Here is a 13,970-nt window from a genome sequence, read left to right on the forward strand (position 1 = left end):
GCCGGCCCGGATGACCCTGCGGTCCAGGCCGTCCCGGTTCGCCCTGCCGCCCGCGCGGCCCCTGAGGTCCCTGCCGCTTCTGTTCGTCTGCCACGCCAATGCTCCCTCTGCCGAAGCAAGCTACTTAGCGGCGTTTGACGACAGCAGCAATTCCGCCCGCCGGTCGCGACGGGCTTGATCGACATCAATCGGTGGCGCTGGCCGGCGCCAGACGTTTTGCCGGGCGACGCCGCGCGCAGAATGATTGCGGCGTCACGCGTTAGTCGTGATACGCCGGCACCTCGATGCCGGAGGCAGCATAGATCCTGATCTTGTTGCGCAGCGTCCGTACCGACAGGCCGAGCACGCGCGATGCGCGCGTGCGGTTGCCGTCGCAGCGCGCGAGCGTCTGGAGCACGAGCTCGCGCTCGACTTCGTCGACGGTCGCGCCGATCAGGAGCGGAACGATCTGGTTGGGAGCAAGGACTTGCGCGCCCGGCTCGGACGCAGCGACATGAACAGTGGTCATCAACACACCTCCCGATCAACGCCCGCTTCCATCCGTGGAAGCGGATCGAGAACAAACGACCCCCAAGCCGTAGATCTACGGTGGGCGCGTTTGGTTAATGAAAGGTTAATCGCGGGCCAACCCACCAATTGACCTTGGGATTGCCGCGAAGCAGCCGCGATTGGCACGAGATGCATAGCGATGCGGGCCGATCTTACCCCGCAATCTCCGTCATGCCCCGCCTTGTGCGCACTTGCGCACTGGGGCGGAGCATCCAGTACGCTGCGGCTTCTCCGTACCCCACTGCGGTCTCTGGAATACTGGATCGTCCGCTCCAGTGCGCAATTGCGCACAAGGCGGACGATGACACTTAGCAAGCAGATGGAACGTCGAGCTTCGCTCACACCGTCCGGTATCCACCGTCCACCATCACGATCGTTCCCGTGACGTAAGCCGACAGGTCCGAGGCGAGGAAGATTGCTGGGCCCACGATGTCCTCGGGCTTGCCGGTGCGCGCCAGCGGAGTGTGATCGACGAAGGCCTGCACCAGCGCCGGATTGGTGGCGCGCACATTGGCGTTGATGTTGGTCTCGATGAAGCCCGGCCCGATCGCGTTGACGCGCACACCTTCCTTGCCGAGTTCGACCGCCAGCGCCTTGGTGAAGCCGAGCACGCCGTGCTTCGAGGTGGTGTAGGCCGCCGAGCTCGGCGTGCGCAGATGCACGAAAGACTGGATCGAGCCGATATTGACGATGCGGCCCTTAGCTGCGCGCAAGGGCGCGAGGAACGCTTGCGTCATGTTGAAGACGCCGTTGAGGTTGAGCGAGATGATGTCGTTCCAGTCCTTCGCCACCGTCTCCGTCTCCGCGGTGAAGGCGTTGCGGCGGGTGATGCCGGCATTGTTGACGAGGATCGAGACCTGCCCGACCTTGTCGGCGACCTGCTTTGCGAGAGCGAAGCAGTCGTCACGCTTGGTCACGTCGAGCGCAAAGCTTTCGGCCTTGCCGCCAGCCTTGCGGATTTCCTGGGCGGCTTCCGCGACCGTGTCGGCGTTGACGTCGAGCAGCACGACCTGCGCGCCCTCGCGGGCGTAACCGGTCGCGATCGCCCGGCCGATGCCGGAGCCGGCACCCGTGACGACGGCGATATGGTTTGCGAGCAATGCCATGACAATTTCCTCCCGGATTCGTTTCGAAGTTTCATGAAAGGCTAACTCGAAATTAAGGGGTCGGAAACGGCGGCCTTGGCATAGTGATCGTCATTGCTAAACGTTGCGCGCATGATGGAACGGCTTGAATTCTGGAAACTGGCTCTCGAACGCCTGCGGTCGGCGCACTCAGCCGATTGGGCTGAGGCGGTCCCGCTCGTGGCCGAGATCGTGCGGATGAGTACCGATGCGACGCTGCGGCAGGCGGCCGAGCAGGCGCTTCCGGTGCTGCGCCAGGCCGTCGAGAACGACGATCACAGCGTCACGCTGGCGGCCCAGCGCCGCGTCGGCGTGATCCTCGAGGTCGTCCATGACCTGACGGCGCCGCGCTTCGGCCGCCGCAACGCCATGCCGAAGAAACTCTCCAGTGAGGATCGGGCCCGCAAGGTGCTCGGCCTGCCGCTCGCCGTGCAGCTCACCTGCGAGGACATCAACCAGGCCTATCGCCGCGCCGCCAAGGGCATGCATCCTGATCAAGGTGGCAGCGCGGAAGCGTTCATCGACCTCGCCGCTGCGCGCGACATCCTGATCCATCCCGGCGCGCACAAAGACGCGTGAGAGCGCCAAGCGATATCGCGTAGGGTGAGCAAAGGCGCACTGCGCCGTGCCCACCGTCTTCTTGATGGATGGAATTGGTGGGCACGCGGAGCCTGTCATCGGGCGCGCATTCGCGCGCTCCGTTGGCTTTGCCCACCCTACGGCGTCTGAGCTCACAACCGCCTCAGCTCTTGTCGACGCAGCTCGGATAGGGGGCGGCTTCGCCTGCCACGATCGGGCAGAGGTCGATCGGGCTCAAATCGCGCAGGCGCGCCTGCCAGCGTTCGTCATTGACCGGCGGCTCGTCGGTTGCGGGGCCGCGCTCGGCCCACTGGATGGTGTAGTAGTCGGTCGCGCCCTTGAGTGTGATCACGAGCGCGGTCTCGCTGTGCCGCGTCGGGCCGCTGTCGATGCGGCCGCAGCCGATCACCGCGACAAAGCCCTCGAAGCGCCCAAACCTCGTGGCGCCCAGCGGCTTCGCCGCAAAGCTGTCGGGGCAGGCCGATTTGAAGCCGCCCGCGATCGTGCCCGCGAACTTCTCGGGCGATGCACCTGATATCAGCGTCATGCCCTTCTCGCCGGTCACCGTGATCATCTGCGTCCAAATCTCGGGCGTTCCGTCCTTGAGCACGGCCTCGCGGATGTAGTGGCCGCCCTCGGTGTTCTCGAACACGGCGGTGAAATGCGACGGCATTGCGAAGCTGACCAGCTGACCGAAGATCGGTGAGATCACGCGGAAGGATTCCGGGGCTTGCGCGTGCGCCGTTGCGGCGAGCAGGAGCGATGCGGTCAGAATTGTTGCTGTCGTCGGCGTGCGCATCGATCTGCTCCAAAGCCGCGAGGTAGAAAACAATCGGGCAAGGACGCTAGCATCGCATCCTTGCCCGACCCTTGTCGTCCGCCGATCGAATTCTTACCAGCTGCAGTGGCCGTCCCTCAAAGCATGATCCTTCAACATGAGCGCGTCGCCGAAGGTCGGCACGGTCGCGCTGATGCGATGGAAGTCGGCGGGCCAGGGCGTGGTCGGGATGCTCTCGTCCCAGATCTGGCAGAAGCCGGTGTCCTGCCAGCGGATCAGGTGATAGCTGGCTTCGGCAGGGCTCGCAGCGACGAAGGCCGTAACAGCAAGACCCGCGGCAGTGCACAGCACGGAAATACGACGCATGATCAGCTCCTCAAATGAAAGATGTGATGCGCCTCCCGACAATGACGGGGAGGGTTGGTGCGGGACGATTTGGGGGATACGCCCCGGACAACATGTGAGTAGTTCCGCCGGCTGGTCAGGTTCAAAGCGCGTACGAAGGAAATGCGTGATTTGGGCCGGAAAACGCAAGGCTGCCCGCAATAAGAAGAAGGCGGATCGCTCGCGCGACCCGCCCCTTGAATTCCAAATGTCGCGTGACACCTAGAGCGTGCAGAGGCGCTCCGCGCGCATTTTGATCTGCTGGTCGGAGGCGGCCGTGAAGGTCGGGAGCGGTTTGCTGACGACCTTGTAGGTCGACGCGCCCCACTCGAACGGCTTGTACTTGAGGTCCTCGTTCCAGACCTGGCAGATGCCGGTGTTGTCCCAGCGGATCACGTAATAGCCGACCTTCGCCGAGGCCGGCACGGCAAAGACGGACGAGGCGATTCCGGCAACGGCACAAAGCGCGAGAGCGCGACGCATGAAATATCTCCTGATAACGGCTGATAACGGCGTGAGAAGGAAACTCGTGCGGCAAAACTGCGCGGCTGGCAAGCCGCGCGGCATCCGTTCACGGATATGTCAGATGAGAGGACTTGCCGAACTGCGCCTGCCGCACGCGCCGTTCTTCCGGTCCGAGCACCCCGGACGGCGTTTGGAAGCGCCGTCATTTCGACAATCTCCGTCATTGCGAGCGCAGCGAAGCAATCCAGACTGTCACTGCGGAAAGATTCTGGATTGCTTCGCTGCGCTCGCAATGACGATGCGGAAACGCCGGTGCGCTGAACCGCGGCTTACTTCGCCAGCGAGGCCACCGCCTCGATCTCGATCAGCATCTTCGGATCGGGCAGGGCCTGCACCACGCAGGTGGTGCGTGCCGGATAAGGCGGGGGGCCGAAGGCGCCGGCATAGAGCGCATTCATCGCAGCGACATCGGAGGCGCGGGTCAGGAGCACGTTGACCTTGGCGAGATCGCGGATCGTCGCGCCGGCTTCCTCGAGCACGCGCTTGATGTTGATGACGACGTTGGCGAACTGCGCCTCGAATCCGTCAGACAGCGCGCCATTGGCGTCGAAGCCGGGAATGCCGGAGATGAACAGGAGGTCGCCGACACGCGTGGCAAAGGAGAGCGGGGGGCGCCTTGACGCGCGGCGGGGCTGCAAAATGCTGGATCGGCATGGGTCACCTCGGGATGGACGGTCGGGGCAGCGGCGCATCAGCGTAGCGACATACGGGGGGAGTTGCAATCGGCATTGGGGATGGGGCAGGGGCAAAAACAAAAAATGCGAAAACAACCCCATGCAAAGTAGAAATGACTACTCTTTTCAGAATTCTGCAATACCGAAAGTCGCTTGACCCGTCGGGCAAAACACTGGCAGAATTGCACGATGGCGGCAGTATGGGTGTGTCGAAGCGTGATGGCCGAGGCACGCAGCAGAATGGCGAAATGGGCAGGTTGCGGCCGGTCTTCGCCTCTCCCCGCGCGCGGGGAGAGGCCGGAATATGCGTGAGCAAATTCCGGGTGAGGGGGAGCCTCCGCGAATCTAATTGTCACCGTTTGCGCGGATAGAGCCCCTCACCCCAACCCTCTCCCCGTAAGAACGGGGCGAGGGGACGGACCGTGCAAGCGGGGAGAGCGGCGCACCGCCACGCGCCGCCCCATCATTTTGCCGCCGCGATCCATCGGATAGATTTGGTTCATCTGATTCGATTCCACCCTTGAAAAATAGCCCCCGGAGACATCCCGATGAAGATCGCTTCCACCGTCCGCGCTGCGCTCGTCGCCATCGCCGCCCTTGCCGGCCTCTCGACCGCGGCGCAGGCCGACGGCGGCACCGTGGTGCTGACGATCTACAAGGCGGGCTGGATCATCGGCGGCTCGGGCGGCTCCGGCGTGCTCAAATTCCGAGGCCGCTCCTATTCGCTCTCGACCGGCGGGCTCGACTACGGCCTCGTCTTCGGCGGCTCCAAGACCGTGCTGCGCGGCCGCGTCTCCAACATCAACCGTCCCTCCGATGTCGCCGGCGTCTATGGTGCCGCCGGTGCCGGCCTCGCCGTCGGCGCCGGCGCGCGCGCCATCGTGCTCACCAACCAGAAGGGCGCCGTGCTGGAGCTCGCCGGCACGCAGGTTGGCTTGATGGCGAACGCCGATCTGAGCGGGCTTGCGATCACGATGCGGTAACGCGCGGCCGGACCGGCCGGCGCGTTACCCGATCGACGCTTGCTACCGTAACTCCGGCCGCAATTGCACTGGCGGTTGCCGCTGCACTCTGGCCTGCGTAGCCGGTGGCGGCGTCGGCGTGCGCGCGGGGGCGGTCACGGGCCGTGGCAAGGGTGCCAGCGTCGCGGCCCGCTGGTTCTGTTCGGCGGCGGTGGCAACGAGACGCGCCACCTGTTCCTGGCTGGCCTTGACCTGTTCGGCAGTATTCGCCTGGTCGCGGGCCAGCTGGTCCTGGCTGGCTTTGAGCTCGTCGATCTTTTGCAGCACGTTGGCGAGATCGTGCGACATCGTCTCGAGCAACTGTGTCAGCTCGGTGGGTATCGCAGCCGCGGTCGGCGCCATCTCTTGCGGTGTCGTCTGAGCCGCGGGTGGGACCTGCGAAAGGGTCGCATCAGCCGCAGCCAACCGAACGGAAGGTGCGTCCGGCTGGATGGAGGCCTGCGTTATGGAGGCCTGCGTTTTTTCGTTCGGCAGCACCGAAGCCGAAACCGCTTGCGGCGCCCAGCGGGAAATCATCTGCCGCGTCGCTTCGCTGGCGAACTGCGAGGCAAAGGCAGCGCTGAAGATGCCCGCCGCCAACAAGAGGCCGATCAGGCCGCGTAGCGCCGACCCGTGTCGGGAGGGACGTTGGCCGGGCTGGGGGCCGGCCTCAGTCCCCAGCCTGGACATCTGCTGGTTCATACGCGCGAGTTGTTCATCGGCGCGCGCGATCTGTTCATAGGCATGCGCGAGCCTTTCATCGGCGCGCGCAACCAGCTCCTTGTCCGGCGCGGACAGTCCCGATCTCTGCGTGGACGGTCCCGGATCGACAGCGGGTGGATCAGCCTGCTTGATGTCCGGGGTGGACTGCATTTCCGGCGTGGACTGCATCTGCGCCTCCTGCCCGGGTTAACGCTGAATGAGGTGAGTCGCTCGACTTCCGCGTTGCACACTCCCTAGTGCAGCTTTGACCAAAGCAAGACTGAGGCGTGGAAACTCTGGGGCCGATTTTGGGCGATAGCCTGTCAGTCACAGACGGAGGCGGGATGTTCGCCGGTCACAGGCGCGGGCGCTCCACACGCGGCAGCGCAAGGCGTAACCCACCACTTCAGGTGAACCCGCGGAAACCAAGCGGTGGTTTACCCTGCGCTACTTTCCACCGACCGCCGCATGAATCCTCTCGCAGTGCGCGACGAGATTGTCGTGCGCGTCGACGAACGCCTTTAGTGGCGTCGGGATCGGCAGGAAATAGATGTTGGCGATGAAGCCGTAGATGCCGGCATCGATGCTGGTCGGCGCTTCGCCGTGCACAAAGCCCCTCGCGGGCACGATTTCGGCCAGCACCTTCAGGTCGGCGATACCCCGCGCGTAAGCCTGCTCGGGCGTGTAGCGGCCGATGCCCTGGAAATGATAGCGCTGGGCGTTGTACGCCTTCGCTTTCTCCAGCCCCTCGGCATCGAGTTGCGGATGCTGCGCGATGAAGGCGTCGCGGAACGCCGGATAATAGCGCTCGTCCTTCCAGCGCGAATACGACATCACCCAGTAGAGATCATCCAGCATGCGCGTGACGAGGTGATTGGTCCGCCGCTGCTCCGGTGAAAGTTGGGCATCGATGCTGAGATGATATTTTGCAATCGCGTGCGCGATGATCGTCTCGCTGTCGCCGATGGTCTCGCCGTCGTCAACGACGTAAGGAAGCTGCCCGCGCGGTGCGGCGGAGGCATCGAACAGGTGCTCGTGCACGAACGGCACGCCCGCGAGTTTCAGGAAAGCGTAGACCTTGAGGCCGTAGCCGTTGTTGTCGGCGACCCCGAACAGTTCCGGGTAGGAATAGAGGGTCAGCATGGGCGGGCTCCTGGACCTGATAACTCCGGGCCCATCATACCGGATCGCTGAAAAAAATTACGCGGGACTGTCGGATATCGGTCTCGTTCTTCGTCCTCGGGGCGATCCCGCGCCCACGCGCCAACACCAAGGATACCCGAAACATGACCTCCATCACGCCGTTTCTCTGGTTCGACAACAACGTCCCGGAGGCCGTCGCCTTCTACAAATCGGTGTTTCCCAACGCCAAAGTCGAGACCGTCAGCGACTTCATGGCGGTGTTCGAGCTCGAAGGGCAGCGCTTCAACGCGCTCAATGGCGGGCCGCAGCATCGTTTCAACGAGGCGGTGTCCTTCTTCATCAGCGTGGAGACGCAAGGTGAGGTCGATTATTTCTGGAGCCGCCTCACCGCCGACGGCGGCGAGGAATCCCGGTGCGGCTGGCTCAAGGACAAGTTCGGCCTGTCCTGGCAAGTGGTCCCATCAGCGCTTCCCCGCTATCTCGGCGACCCCGACCGCACCAAGGCGAACCGCGTCATGCAGGCCATGATGAAGATGAGGAAGATCGTGATTGCGGATCTGGACCGGGCGTATGCGGGGTGAGGGCGGTGTGCCGTGCCCCGGACGCAGCGCAGCGCGCCGCCCTTCGCGGCGTGGTGCGCTGCAGAGCCGGGGCCTATGCCAAGCGCGCACCTGAGCTTCTGGGTCCCGGGTCTGCGCTACGCTTGCCCGGGACACGAGAGTCGTGGGGTGGGTAAAGGCGCGCTCTCCGCGCGCCGTGCCCACCGTTCTGCCGGATTCGTGGGGAGATGGTGGGCACGGCGCAAGAGCGCCTTTGCCCGCCCTACGAACTGCGCCCCGACGCGGCGTCATCAGCTGCTTGATGCGGCCGTGAAGACCGCCAGCTGAGCATCGAAGGCACGGCGAAAGGCTGAGCGTGCTTCGCCGCGGGCAACATAGGACGAGAGGTTCGGATAGTCGCCGAGGATGTGCGATGAATTCAGCCTGCGCAGCACAGTCACCATCAAGAGATCACCGGCGCTGAACGCGCCGTCGAGCCAATCGGCATCGCCGAGACGGCTGGACAATTCGCCGAGCCGGACGCGGACGCGATCCTTCAAGACAGGCAAGCGCTCTTCATACCAGCTCTCGTCACGTTCAAGCAGCATCGCCATCCCGAAATCGACGATCGGCGGCTCGACGGTGTTGAGCGCGGCAAACATCCACGTGATGGCGCGCGCCCTGGCGTTCGTCTCGGTCGGCAGCAGCACGCCATGACGCTCGGCGATATGGAGCACGATTGCGCCGGTCTCGAACAAGGCAAGATCGCCGTCCTCGTAGGTCGGGATTTGCCCGAACGGATGCAGTGCAAGATGCCCCGGCTCCTTCATTTCCTCGAACGACACGAGACGAACGTTGTAGGGCTGGCCCACCTCCTCCAACGCCCAGCGAACGCGCATGTCGCGCGCCTGACCCCTGCCGCGGTCGGGCGAGTTCTTAAAGGCCGTGATGGTGGGGATCATCTGGGAGCTCCGGTTGATCGCGTTTCGGCTTCAAAGGACGAATGAACGAGGCAGCTTCCGACAACTGGCGCGGTCCTGTAGGGTGGGTTAGCCGGAGGCGTAACCCACCATGGTTCCGCGGGTGCTGGACCAAGTTGGTGGATTAAGCCTTCGGCTAATCCACCCTACGAAGCGATCCAAGCCGCCAACTCCCGCCACGGTTCAATTGTCCAATGCCCGGACGCTGCCCCTGACGGCGAGGGCAGCACGAATATCTCCGGCAAGCTTCCATCGCGCGGCTGCCGCCCCAGCGCAATCACGCTCGACGGCCTGCCATAAAACAAGCTCGCCGCCCTCTTGCTCGTGAACGCAATCGTCTTCGGCCGATATTTCTCCATCTTGGCCTTGAACCCCGGCACGTCGATTGATGCGGCCTCGATCTCGTGATCCATGCCGGCCCCCGACTTGGAGAGATCGGTGAAGCCGATCCCGAGCTCGAGCAGCGCGGCGAACTCGCCCGGCTGATAGCGCCGCGGCGTGATGCCGGCCTCAAAGATCGCCAGCCAGAAGCGGTTGCCGGGATGGGCGTAGTAATGTCCGACTTCTGCCGAGCGTGTGCTGGCGGCGGTGCCGACGAAGACGAGACGGAGGTTGGGACGGAGTTGATCGGGGAGGCGGTGGGGGGTGCTCTTAGGCAAATCAATTATCCGCAGCGTTGTAGCCCGCATGAGCGAAGCGACATGCGGGGCAGCTGTAAGTCCCGGATGTCGCTTCGCTCATCCGGGCGACGCTTGTTCCATAAGACTAACGAGCGTTGAAACGCACACGGCGCGTTGGGGGGGCATTGCAGATTGGCTGTCGCCGAATAGGATCGCCTCAACACCGCTTTGTGGGAGGTGACGATGGCCATCAACAAGGACAAGATCGACGACGCAGCGCTGGCCTTGCTATACGTGACCTTGCACGATGACTATCGGGCATGGAAGGGCTTGGACTGGGGTGTGCTCGGTCGCTTGCATGACAAGGGATTGATTCATGATCCCGTTGGCAAGGTAAAGTCGGTGGTGTTCACGCACGAGGGACTAGAGCGCGCGAAGACGCTGTTCAAGGAGTTGTTCGAGGAATAGGACCCTTGGTGGAAAAGGCCGGGCATAAGCCGGCCTTTTGGAATGAGATACCGAGAGCCAAGGCCTCACAGCGCCCTGTTACTCTCCTTCACCTTCTCAGCATCCAGATACACGTTGCTGCCCATCTCCTTGAACTTCTCGCTCATCAGCTTCATGCCGTCCTCGACGGTGCCCTGCATCGACATGCCGACCGAGTTCGGATCGTTCAGCGTCGCGGCGTAGTCGCGGACGTCCTGGGTGATCTTCATCGAGCAGAATTTTGGGCCGCACATCGAGCAGAAATGCGCGACCTTGTGGGCTTCCTTCGGCAGGGTCTCGTCGTGGAAGCTCTTGGCGGTGTCCGGGTCGAGGCCGAGGTTGAACTGGTCGGTCCAGCGGAAGTCGAAGCGGGCACGGGAGAGGGCGTCGTCGCGCAGTTGGGCGGCCGGGTGACCCTTGGCGAGATCGGCGGCGTGGGCGGCGATCTTGTAGGTGATGACGCCCACCTTGACGTCGTTGCGGTCGGGCAGTCCGAGATGCTCCTTCGGCGTGACGTAGCAGAGCATGGCGCAGCCGAACCAGCCGATCATCGCGGCACCGATGCCTGACGTGATGTGGTCATAGCCCGGCGCGATGTCGGTGGTCAGCGGTCCAAGCGTGTAGAACGGCGCTTCGCCGCATTCCTTGAGCTGCTTGTCCATGTTGATCTTGATCTTGTGCATCGGCACGTGGCCGGGGCCTTCGATCATGACCTGGCAGCCCTTGTCCCACGCGATCTTGGTGAGTTCGCCGAGCGTCTCGAGCTCCGCGAACTGCGCGCGGTCGTTGGCGTCGGCGATCGAGCCCGGGCGCAGGCCGTCGCCGAGCGAGAACGAGACGTCATACTTGCGCATGAGGTCGCAGATCTCGTCGAAATGCGTATAGAGGAAGCTCTCCTTGTGATGCGCCAGGCACCACTTCGCCATGATCGAGCCGCCGCGGCTGACGATGCCGGTGACGCGGTTGGCGGTGAGGTGGATGTATTGCAGGCGCACGCCGGCGTGGATGGTGAAATAGTCGACGCCCTGCTCGCACTGCTCGATCAGCGTGTCCTTGTAGAGCTCCCAGGTGAGCTTGACCGGATCGCCGTCGCACTTCTCCAACGCCTGGTAGATCGGCACGGTGCCGATCGGCACCGGCGAGTTGCGCAGGATCCATTCGCGCGTGGTGTGGATGTTGCGGCCCGTCGAGAGGTCCATCACGGTGTCGGCGCCCCAGCGGATCGCCCACACCATCTTCTCGACCTCCTCCTCGACCGACGAGGTCACCGCCGAGTTGCCGATATTGGCGTTGATCTTGGTCAGGAAGTTGCGGCCGATGATCATCGGCTCGAGTTCTGAGTGGTTGATGTTGGAGGGGATGATGGCGCGGCCGCGCGCGATCTCGTCGCGGACGAACTCCGGCGTGATGAAGGCGGGCACAGCGGCGCCGAAGCTTTCGCCGTCGGCCAGCGCCTGCTCCGCGCGCTCGAGCTGCTGCTTGCGGCCGAGGTTTTCGCGGGCGGCGACGTAGATCATCTCCTTGGTGATGATGCCGGCGCGGGCAAATTCGAGCTGGGTGATCTTGTGGCCGTCGAGGCCGCGTAGCGGCTTGTGATAGGCCGAGAAGGCGCGCGCGGCCTTGTCGGTGGAGACGCTGCCATTGTCCTCCGGCTTGATCTGCCGGCCCTCATATTCCTCGACGCCGCCGCGCTCCAGCACCCAGGCCTTGCGATTGCGGGCAAGGCCGGCGTTGACGTCGATGGTCACGCTTGGGTCGGTGTAGGGGCCCGAGGTGTCGTAGACCGGCAGGTTAGGCTCGCCGGCGCCTTCGGAGAGGATGATCTCGCGCAAGGGCACGCGGATATCCGGCGCGGCGTCGGGCGACGCAAAGATCTTGCGCGAGGAGGGCAGCGGGCCGGTGGTGACGGCGGGAACGGTCTTGTCAGGGTTGGAGCGGATGTTCATGGGATCCTCCGTTTTAATTCGTTGATGTCGCTGCGCGAGAGGCAAATGCCGCTGTCATCCCCGCGAAGGCGGGGATCCAGTACTCCGAGGCGGTACGGCCAGAGCCGAGGAGCCGCGGCGTACTGGATCGCCCGGTCAAGCCGGGCGATGACGGCGGAGTGCGTAGAGAGAGCGCGCGCATCACGCAGCCTCCCTGGATTGGCCAAGCCACTGCCGCACCCGCGCATCCGGGTCGACATTTTGCGTGACGTCGCTGACGACGGCGATGGAATCCGCGCCTGCGGCGAAGATCTCCGCGGCGTGTTCGAACTTGATGCCGCCGATCGCGACCAGCGGGATGGTGCCGATGCGCTTCTTCCATTCCGTGATCTTCGGAATGCCCTGCGGAGCGAAGCGCATCGATTTGAGCGTGGTGAAGAAGATCGGGCCGAGCGCGACGTAGTCGGGTTTTGCGGCGAGCGCAGTCGCCAGCTCCTCATCGTCGTGGGTGGAGACGCCGAGCGACAGGCCGGCCGCGCGGATCGCCTTGAGGTCCGCGTCGGCCAGATCCTCCTGGCCGAGATGCAGATATTTCGCGCCCGCGACGATCGCGGCGCGCCAATAGTCGTTCACGACCAACTTGGCTTGCGTGCCCTCTGTGATCGCCAGCGCGTCGGTGACGATCTGGAGTGCGTCGGCGTCGTTGAGCTCCTTGGTGCGGAGCTGGATCGTGCCGACGCCGAGTTTGGTCAGGCGCTCGACCCAGGTGAGGCTGTTGACGACGGGATAGAAGCGATCAGGATACGGCATGCCAGAACGGTGTCCCAACGACAGGGGTGGACGGGGAGGCGAAGTCGCGGGCGTTCATCAGCCCGGCTTCATACGCAGTGCGGCCGGCATCGACGCCGAGACGGAAGGCGTTCGCCATCGCGACGGGGTCGGCGGCTTTCGCGATCGCGGTGTTGAGCAGCACGGCGTCATAGCCGAGCTCCAGCGCGTGCGCCGCGTGGCTCGGCGCCCCCAGGCCGGCGTCGACCACCAGCGTGATGTCGGGCAGCCGCTCGCGCAGCAGTCTGAGCGCGTCGCGGTTGATGATGCCCTTGGCGCTGCCGATGGGAGCTGCCCATGGCATCACCACCTTGCAGCCGGCGTCGACCAGACGGTTCGCAACCGAGAGATCCTCGGTGCAATAGGGAAACACCTCGAAGCCGTCCTTGATCAGGATGGCGGCGGCCTCGACCAGGCCGACGACGTCGGGCTGGAGCGTGTCGTTGTCGGCGATCACTTCCAGCTTGATCCAGCTCGTGCCGAACAGCTCGCGCGCGAGCTTGGCCGTGGTCACTGCCTCGCGCACGCTGCGGCAGCCGGCGGTGTTCGGCAGCACGGTGACGTCGAGCTCGCGGATCAGCTTCCAGAAGGCGTCCCCGGTCTTGCCGCCGGCGGCCTCGCGGCGCAGCGACACCGTGACGATGTTCGAGCCGGACGCGCGGATCGCGGCCTGCATGATCGCCGGCGAGGGGTAGAGCGCGCTGCCGATCAGCAGGCGGGAGGCGAAGGTTTTGCCGTAGAAGGTCACCATGATCGAGGTGTCTCCTTAGAGGACGCGGTCATCCCCGCGAAAGCGGGGATCCAGTACGCCGCGGCGGCGCGGCTAGAACCGAGAAGCCGCGGCGTACTGGATCGCCCGGTCAAGCCGGGCGATGACGGTGGAGTGAGGCGCGCGCACCGGGACGACGATCGGAAAGAGCGTGCCGTCATCATCACCCTCCCTGCCGCGGCGTGATGATCTCGATCTCGTCGCCGGCCTTGAGGTGAGTGTCGGCCCAGCGGCTTTTCGGCACGACGTCGTAGTTCAGCGCGATCGCGAAATGGGTGCCCTCGTAGTCGAGTTCAGTGAGCAGTGCGTCGACGCTGGCCGAATTCACCTCGCGTTGCTCGCCGTTTATGATCAAAAACATTGG

General features: G+C 64.2%; 17 protein-coding genes and 1 pseudogene. 4 read left to right on the top strand and 14 right to left on the bottom strand.

Annotated features, from left to right (window positions below; genetic code table 11):
- Positions 1 to 259 precede the first annotated feature (259 nt).
- Both AC630_RS23570 and AC630_RS23575 read right to left on the bottom strand, forming a co-directional pair.
- Positions 260 to 508 carry a helix-turn-helix domain-containing protein gene (locus AC630_RS23570; RefSeq protein ID WP_074120834.1) on the bottom strand — a complete coding sequence of 83 codons (249 nt, stop codon included), beginning with the start codon at positions 506 to 508 and terminating at the stop codon, positions 260 to 262.
- A 379-nt stretch (positions 509 to 887) separates the two neighbouring features.
- Positions 888 to 1,655, bottom strand: a complete 768-nt coding sequence (locus AC630_RS23575) for an SDR family NAD(P)-dependent oxidoreductase (RefSeq protein WP_074120835.1) — start codon at positions 1,653 to 1,655, stop codon at positions 888 to 890.
- 111 nt (positions 1,656 to 1,766) lie between these two features.
- Between AC630_RS23575 and AC630_RS23580 the strand changes: the two genes are divergently transcribed.
- Positions 1,767 to 2,252 (top strand): molecular chaperone DnaJ, encoded by a 486-nt coding sequence (locus AC630_RS23580; RefSeq protein WP_074120836.1) that lies wholly within the window; start codon positions 1,767 to 1,769, stop codon positions 2,250 to 2,252.
- A gap of 163 nt (positions 2,253 to 2,415) precedes the next feature.
- Here the strand turns inward: AC630_RS23580 and AC630_RS23585 are convergent, their stop codons facing one another.
- The 4 genes and pseudogenes from AC630_RS23585 to AC630_RS23600 form a co-directional block, all read right to left on the bottom strand.
- Complete coding sequence (locus AC630_RS23585) at positions 2,416 to 3,051, bottom strand: hypothetical protein (protein ID WP_074120837.1); 636 nt, start codon at positions 3,049 to 3,051, stop codon at positions 2,416 to 2,418.
- Positions 3,052 to 3,144: 93 nt separating this feature from the next.
- Positions 3,145 to 3,396 carry a hypothetical protein gene (locus AC630_RS23590; RefSeq protein ID WP_074120838.1) on the bottom strand — a complete coding sequence of 84 codons (252 nt, stop codon included), beginning with the start codon at positions 3,394 to 3,396 and terminating at the stop codon, positions 3,145 to 3,147.
- A gap of 240 nt (positions 3,397 to 3,636) precedes the next feature.
- Positions 3,637 to 3,897: a hypothetical protein gene (locus AC630_RS23595; RefSeq protein WP_074120839.1), complete on the bottom strand. Its 261-nt coding sequence runs from the start codon at positions 3,895 to 3,897 to the stop codon at positions 3,637 to 3,639.
- 311 nt (positions 3,898 to 4,208) lie between these two features.
- A pseudogene (locus AC630_RS23600) lies at positions 4,209 to 4,593 on the bottom strand (RidA family protein).
- 568 nt (positions 4,594 to 5,161) lie between these two features.
- Here AC630_RS23600 and AC630_RS23605 point away from each other — a divergent pair.
- The gene (locus AC630_RS23605; RefSeq protein WP_074120840.1) at positions 5,162 to 5,596 is read left to right on the top strand and encodes a hypothetical protein; all 435 of its coding nucleotides are present in this window, start codon (positions 5,162 to 5,164) and stop codon (positions 5,594 to 5,596) included.
- Between the two features lie 42 nt (positions 5,597 to 5,638).
- Here AC630_RS23605 and AC630_RS23610 read toward each other — a convergent pair whose 3' ends face one another.
- Together AC630_RS23610 and AC630_RS23615 are read right to left on the bottom strand one after the other, a co-directional pair.
- Complete coding sequence (locus tag AC630_RS23610) at positions 5,639 to 6,505, bottom strand: hypothetical protein (protein ID WP_083636357.1); 867 nt, start codon at positions 6,503 to 6,505, stop codon at positions 5,639 to 5,641.
- Between the two features lie 258 nt (positions 6,506 to 6,763).
- On the bottom strand, positions 6,764 to 7,459 hold the full coding sequence (locus tag AC630_RS23615) for a glutathione S-transferase family protein (protein ID WP_074120841.1): 696 nt from the start codon (positions 7,457 to 7,459) through the stop codon (positions 6,764 to 6,766).
- 143 nt (positions 7,460 to 7,602) lie between these two features.
- Between AC630_RS23615 and AC630_RS23620 the strand changes: the two genes are divergently transcribed.
- On the top strand, positions 7,603 to 8,040 hold the full coding sequence (locus AC630_RS23620; protein ID WP_074120842.1) for a VOC family protein: 438 nt from the start codon (positions 7,603 to 7,605) through the stop codon (positions 8,038 to 8,040).
- A 269-nt stretch (positions 8,041 to 8,309) separates the two neighbouring features.
- On the opposite strand, the gene AC630_RS23625 is transcribed toward AC630_RS23620, so the two are convergent.
- A complete protein-coding gene (locus AC630_RS23625) occupies positions 8,310 to 8,960 on the bottom strand; it encodes a glutathione S-transferase family protein (RefSeq protein ID WP_074120843.1) in 651 nt (216 codons plus the stop codon).
- A gap of 164 nt (positions 8,961 to 9,124) precedes the next feature.
- Positions 9,125 to 9,637 carry a mismatch-specific DNA-glycosylase gene (locus AC630_RS23630; RefSeq protein ID WP_245330494.1) on the bottom strand — a complete coding sequence of 171 codons (513 nt, stop codon included), beginning with the start codon at positions 9,635 to 9,637 and terminating at the stop codon, positions 9,125 to 9,127.
- Between the two features lie 204 nt (positions 9,638 to 9,841).
- Here AC630_RS23630 and AC630_RS23635 point away from each other — a divergent pair, with 204 nt between their 5' ends.
- A complete protein-coding gene (locus AC630_RS23635; protein WP_074120863.1) occupies positions 9,842 to 10,066 on the top strand; it encodes a DUF6429 family protein in 225 nt (74 codons plus the stop codon).
- Between the two features lie 65 nt (positions 10,067 to 10,131).
- Here the strand turns inward: AC630_RS23635 and thiC are convergent, their stop codons facing one another.
- From thiC to thiS, 4 genes are all read right to left on the bottom strand, one after another.
- Positions 10,132 to 12,030, bottom strand: coding sequence for a phosphomethylpyrimidine synthase ThiC (gene thiC / locus AC630_RS23640; protein ID WP_074120845.1), 1,899 nt, complete (start codon positions 12,028 to 12,030; stop codon positions 10,132 to 10,134).
- Between the two features lie 180 nt (positions 12,031 to 12,210).
- Positions 12,211 to 12,819: a thiamine phosphate synthase gene (locus tag AC630_RS23645; protein WP_074120846.1), complete on the bottom strand. Its 609-nt coding sequence runs from the start codon at positions 12,817 to 12,819 to the stop codon at positions 12,211 to 12,213.
- Positions 12,806 to 13,588: a thiazole synthase gene (locus AC630_RS23650; protein ID WP_074120847.1), complete on the bottom strand. Its 783-nt coding sequence runs from the start codon at positions 13,586 to 13,588 to the stop codon at positions 12,806 to 12,808. The genes AC630_RS23645 and AC630_RS23650 overlap by 14 nt, the downstream gene beginning before the upstream one ends.
- Positions 13,589 to 13,769: 181 nt before the next feature.
- A complete protein-coding gene (gene thiS / locus AC630_RS23655; RefSeq protein ID WP_074120848.1) occupies positions 13,770 to 13,967 on the bottom strand; it encodes a sulfur carrier protein ThiS in 198 nt (65 codons plus the stop codon).
- Positions 13,968 to 13,970 lie beyond the last annotated feature (3 nt).

The organism is Bradyrhizobium sp. AS23.2, from assembly GCF_001908185.1.
Taxonomy (GTDB): Bacteria; Pseudomonadota; Alphaproteobacteria; order Rhizobiales; family Xanthobacteraceae; genus Bradyrhizobium.

Excerpts from the sequence above, each read along its gene's own strand:
- AC630_RS23570 (WP_074120834.1), bottom strand. The coding sequence starts at position 508 with ATGACCACTGTTCATGTCGCTGCGTCCGAGCCGGGCGCGCAAGTCCTT.
- AC630_RS23575 (WP_074120835.1), bottom strand. The coding sequence starts at position 1,655 with ATGGCATTGCTCGCAAACCATATCGCCGTCGTCACGGGTGCCGGCTCC.
- AC630_RS23580 (WP_074120836.1), top strand. The coding sequence starts at position 1,767 with ATGATGGAACGGCTTGAATTCTGGAAACTGGCTCTCGAACGCCTGCGG.
- AC630_RS23585 (WP_074120837.1), bottom strand. The coding sequence starts at position 3,051 with ATGCGCACGCCGACGACAGCAACAATTCTGACCGCATCGCTCCTGCTC.
- AC630_RS23590 (WP_074120838.1), bottom strand. The coding sequence starts at position 3,396 with ATGCGTCGTATTTCCGTGCTGTGCACTGCCGCGGGTCTTGCTGTTACG.
- AC630_RS23595 (WP_074120839.1), bottom strand. The coding sequence starts at position 3,897 with ATGCGTCGCGCTCTCGCGCTTTGTGCCGTTGCCGGAATCGCCTCGTCC.
- AC630_RS23605 (WP_074120840.1), top strand. The coding sequence starts at position 5,162 with ATGAAGATCGCTTCCACCGTCCGCGCTGCGCTCGTCGCCATCGCCGCC.
- AC630_RS23610 (WP_083636357.1), bottom strand. The coding sequence starts at position 6,505 with ATGCAGTCCACGCCGGAAATGCAGTCCACCCCGGACATCAAGCAGGCT.
- AC630_RS23615 (WP_074120841.1), bottom strand. The coding sequence starts at position 7,459 with ATGCTGACCCTCTATTCCTACCCGGAACTGTTCGGGGTCGCCGACAAC.
- AC630_RS23620 (WP_074120842.1), top strand. The coding sequence starts at position 7,603 with ATGACCTCCATCACGCCGTTTCTCTGGTTCGACAACAACGTCCCGGAG.
- AC630_RS23625 (WP_074120843.1), bottom strand. The coding sequence starts at position 8,960 with ATGATCCCCACCATCACGGCCTTTAAGAACTCGCCCGACCGCGGCAGG.
- AC630_RS23635 (WP_074120863.1), top strand. The coding sequence starts at position 9,842 with ATGGCCATCAACAAGGACAAGATCGACGACGCAGCGCTGGCCTTGCTA.
- thiC (WP_074120845.1), bottom strand. The coding sequence starts at position 12,030 with ATGAACATCCGCTCCAACCCTGACAAGACCGTTCCCGCCGTCACCACC.
- AC630_RS23645 (WP_074120846.1), bottom strand. The coding sequence starts at position 12,819 with ATGCCGTATCCTGATCGCTTCTATCCCGTCGTCAACAGCCTCACCTGG.
- AC630_RS23650 (WP_074120847.1), bottom strand. The coding sequence starts at position 13,588 with ATGGTGACCTTCTACGGCAAAACCTTCGCCTCCCGCCTGCTGATCGGC.
- thiS (WP_074120848.1), bottom strand. The coding sequence starts at position 13,967 with ATGTTTTTGATCATAAACGGCGAGCAACGCGAGGTGAATTCGGCCAGC.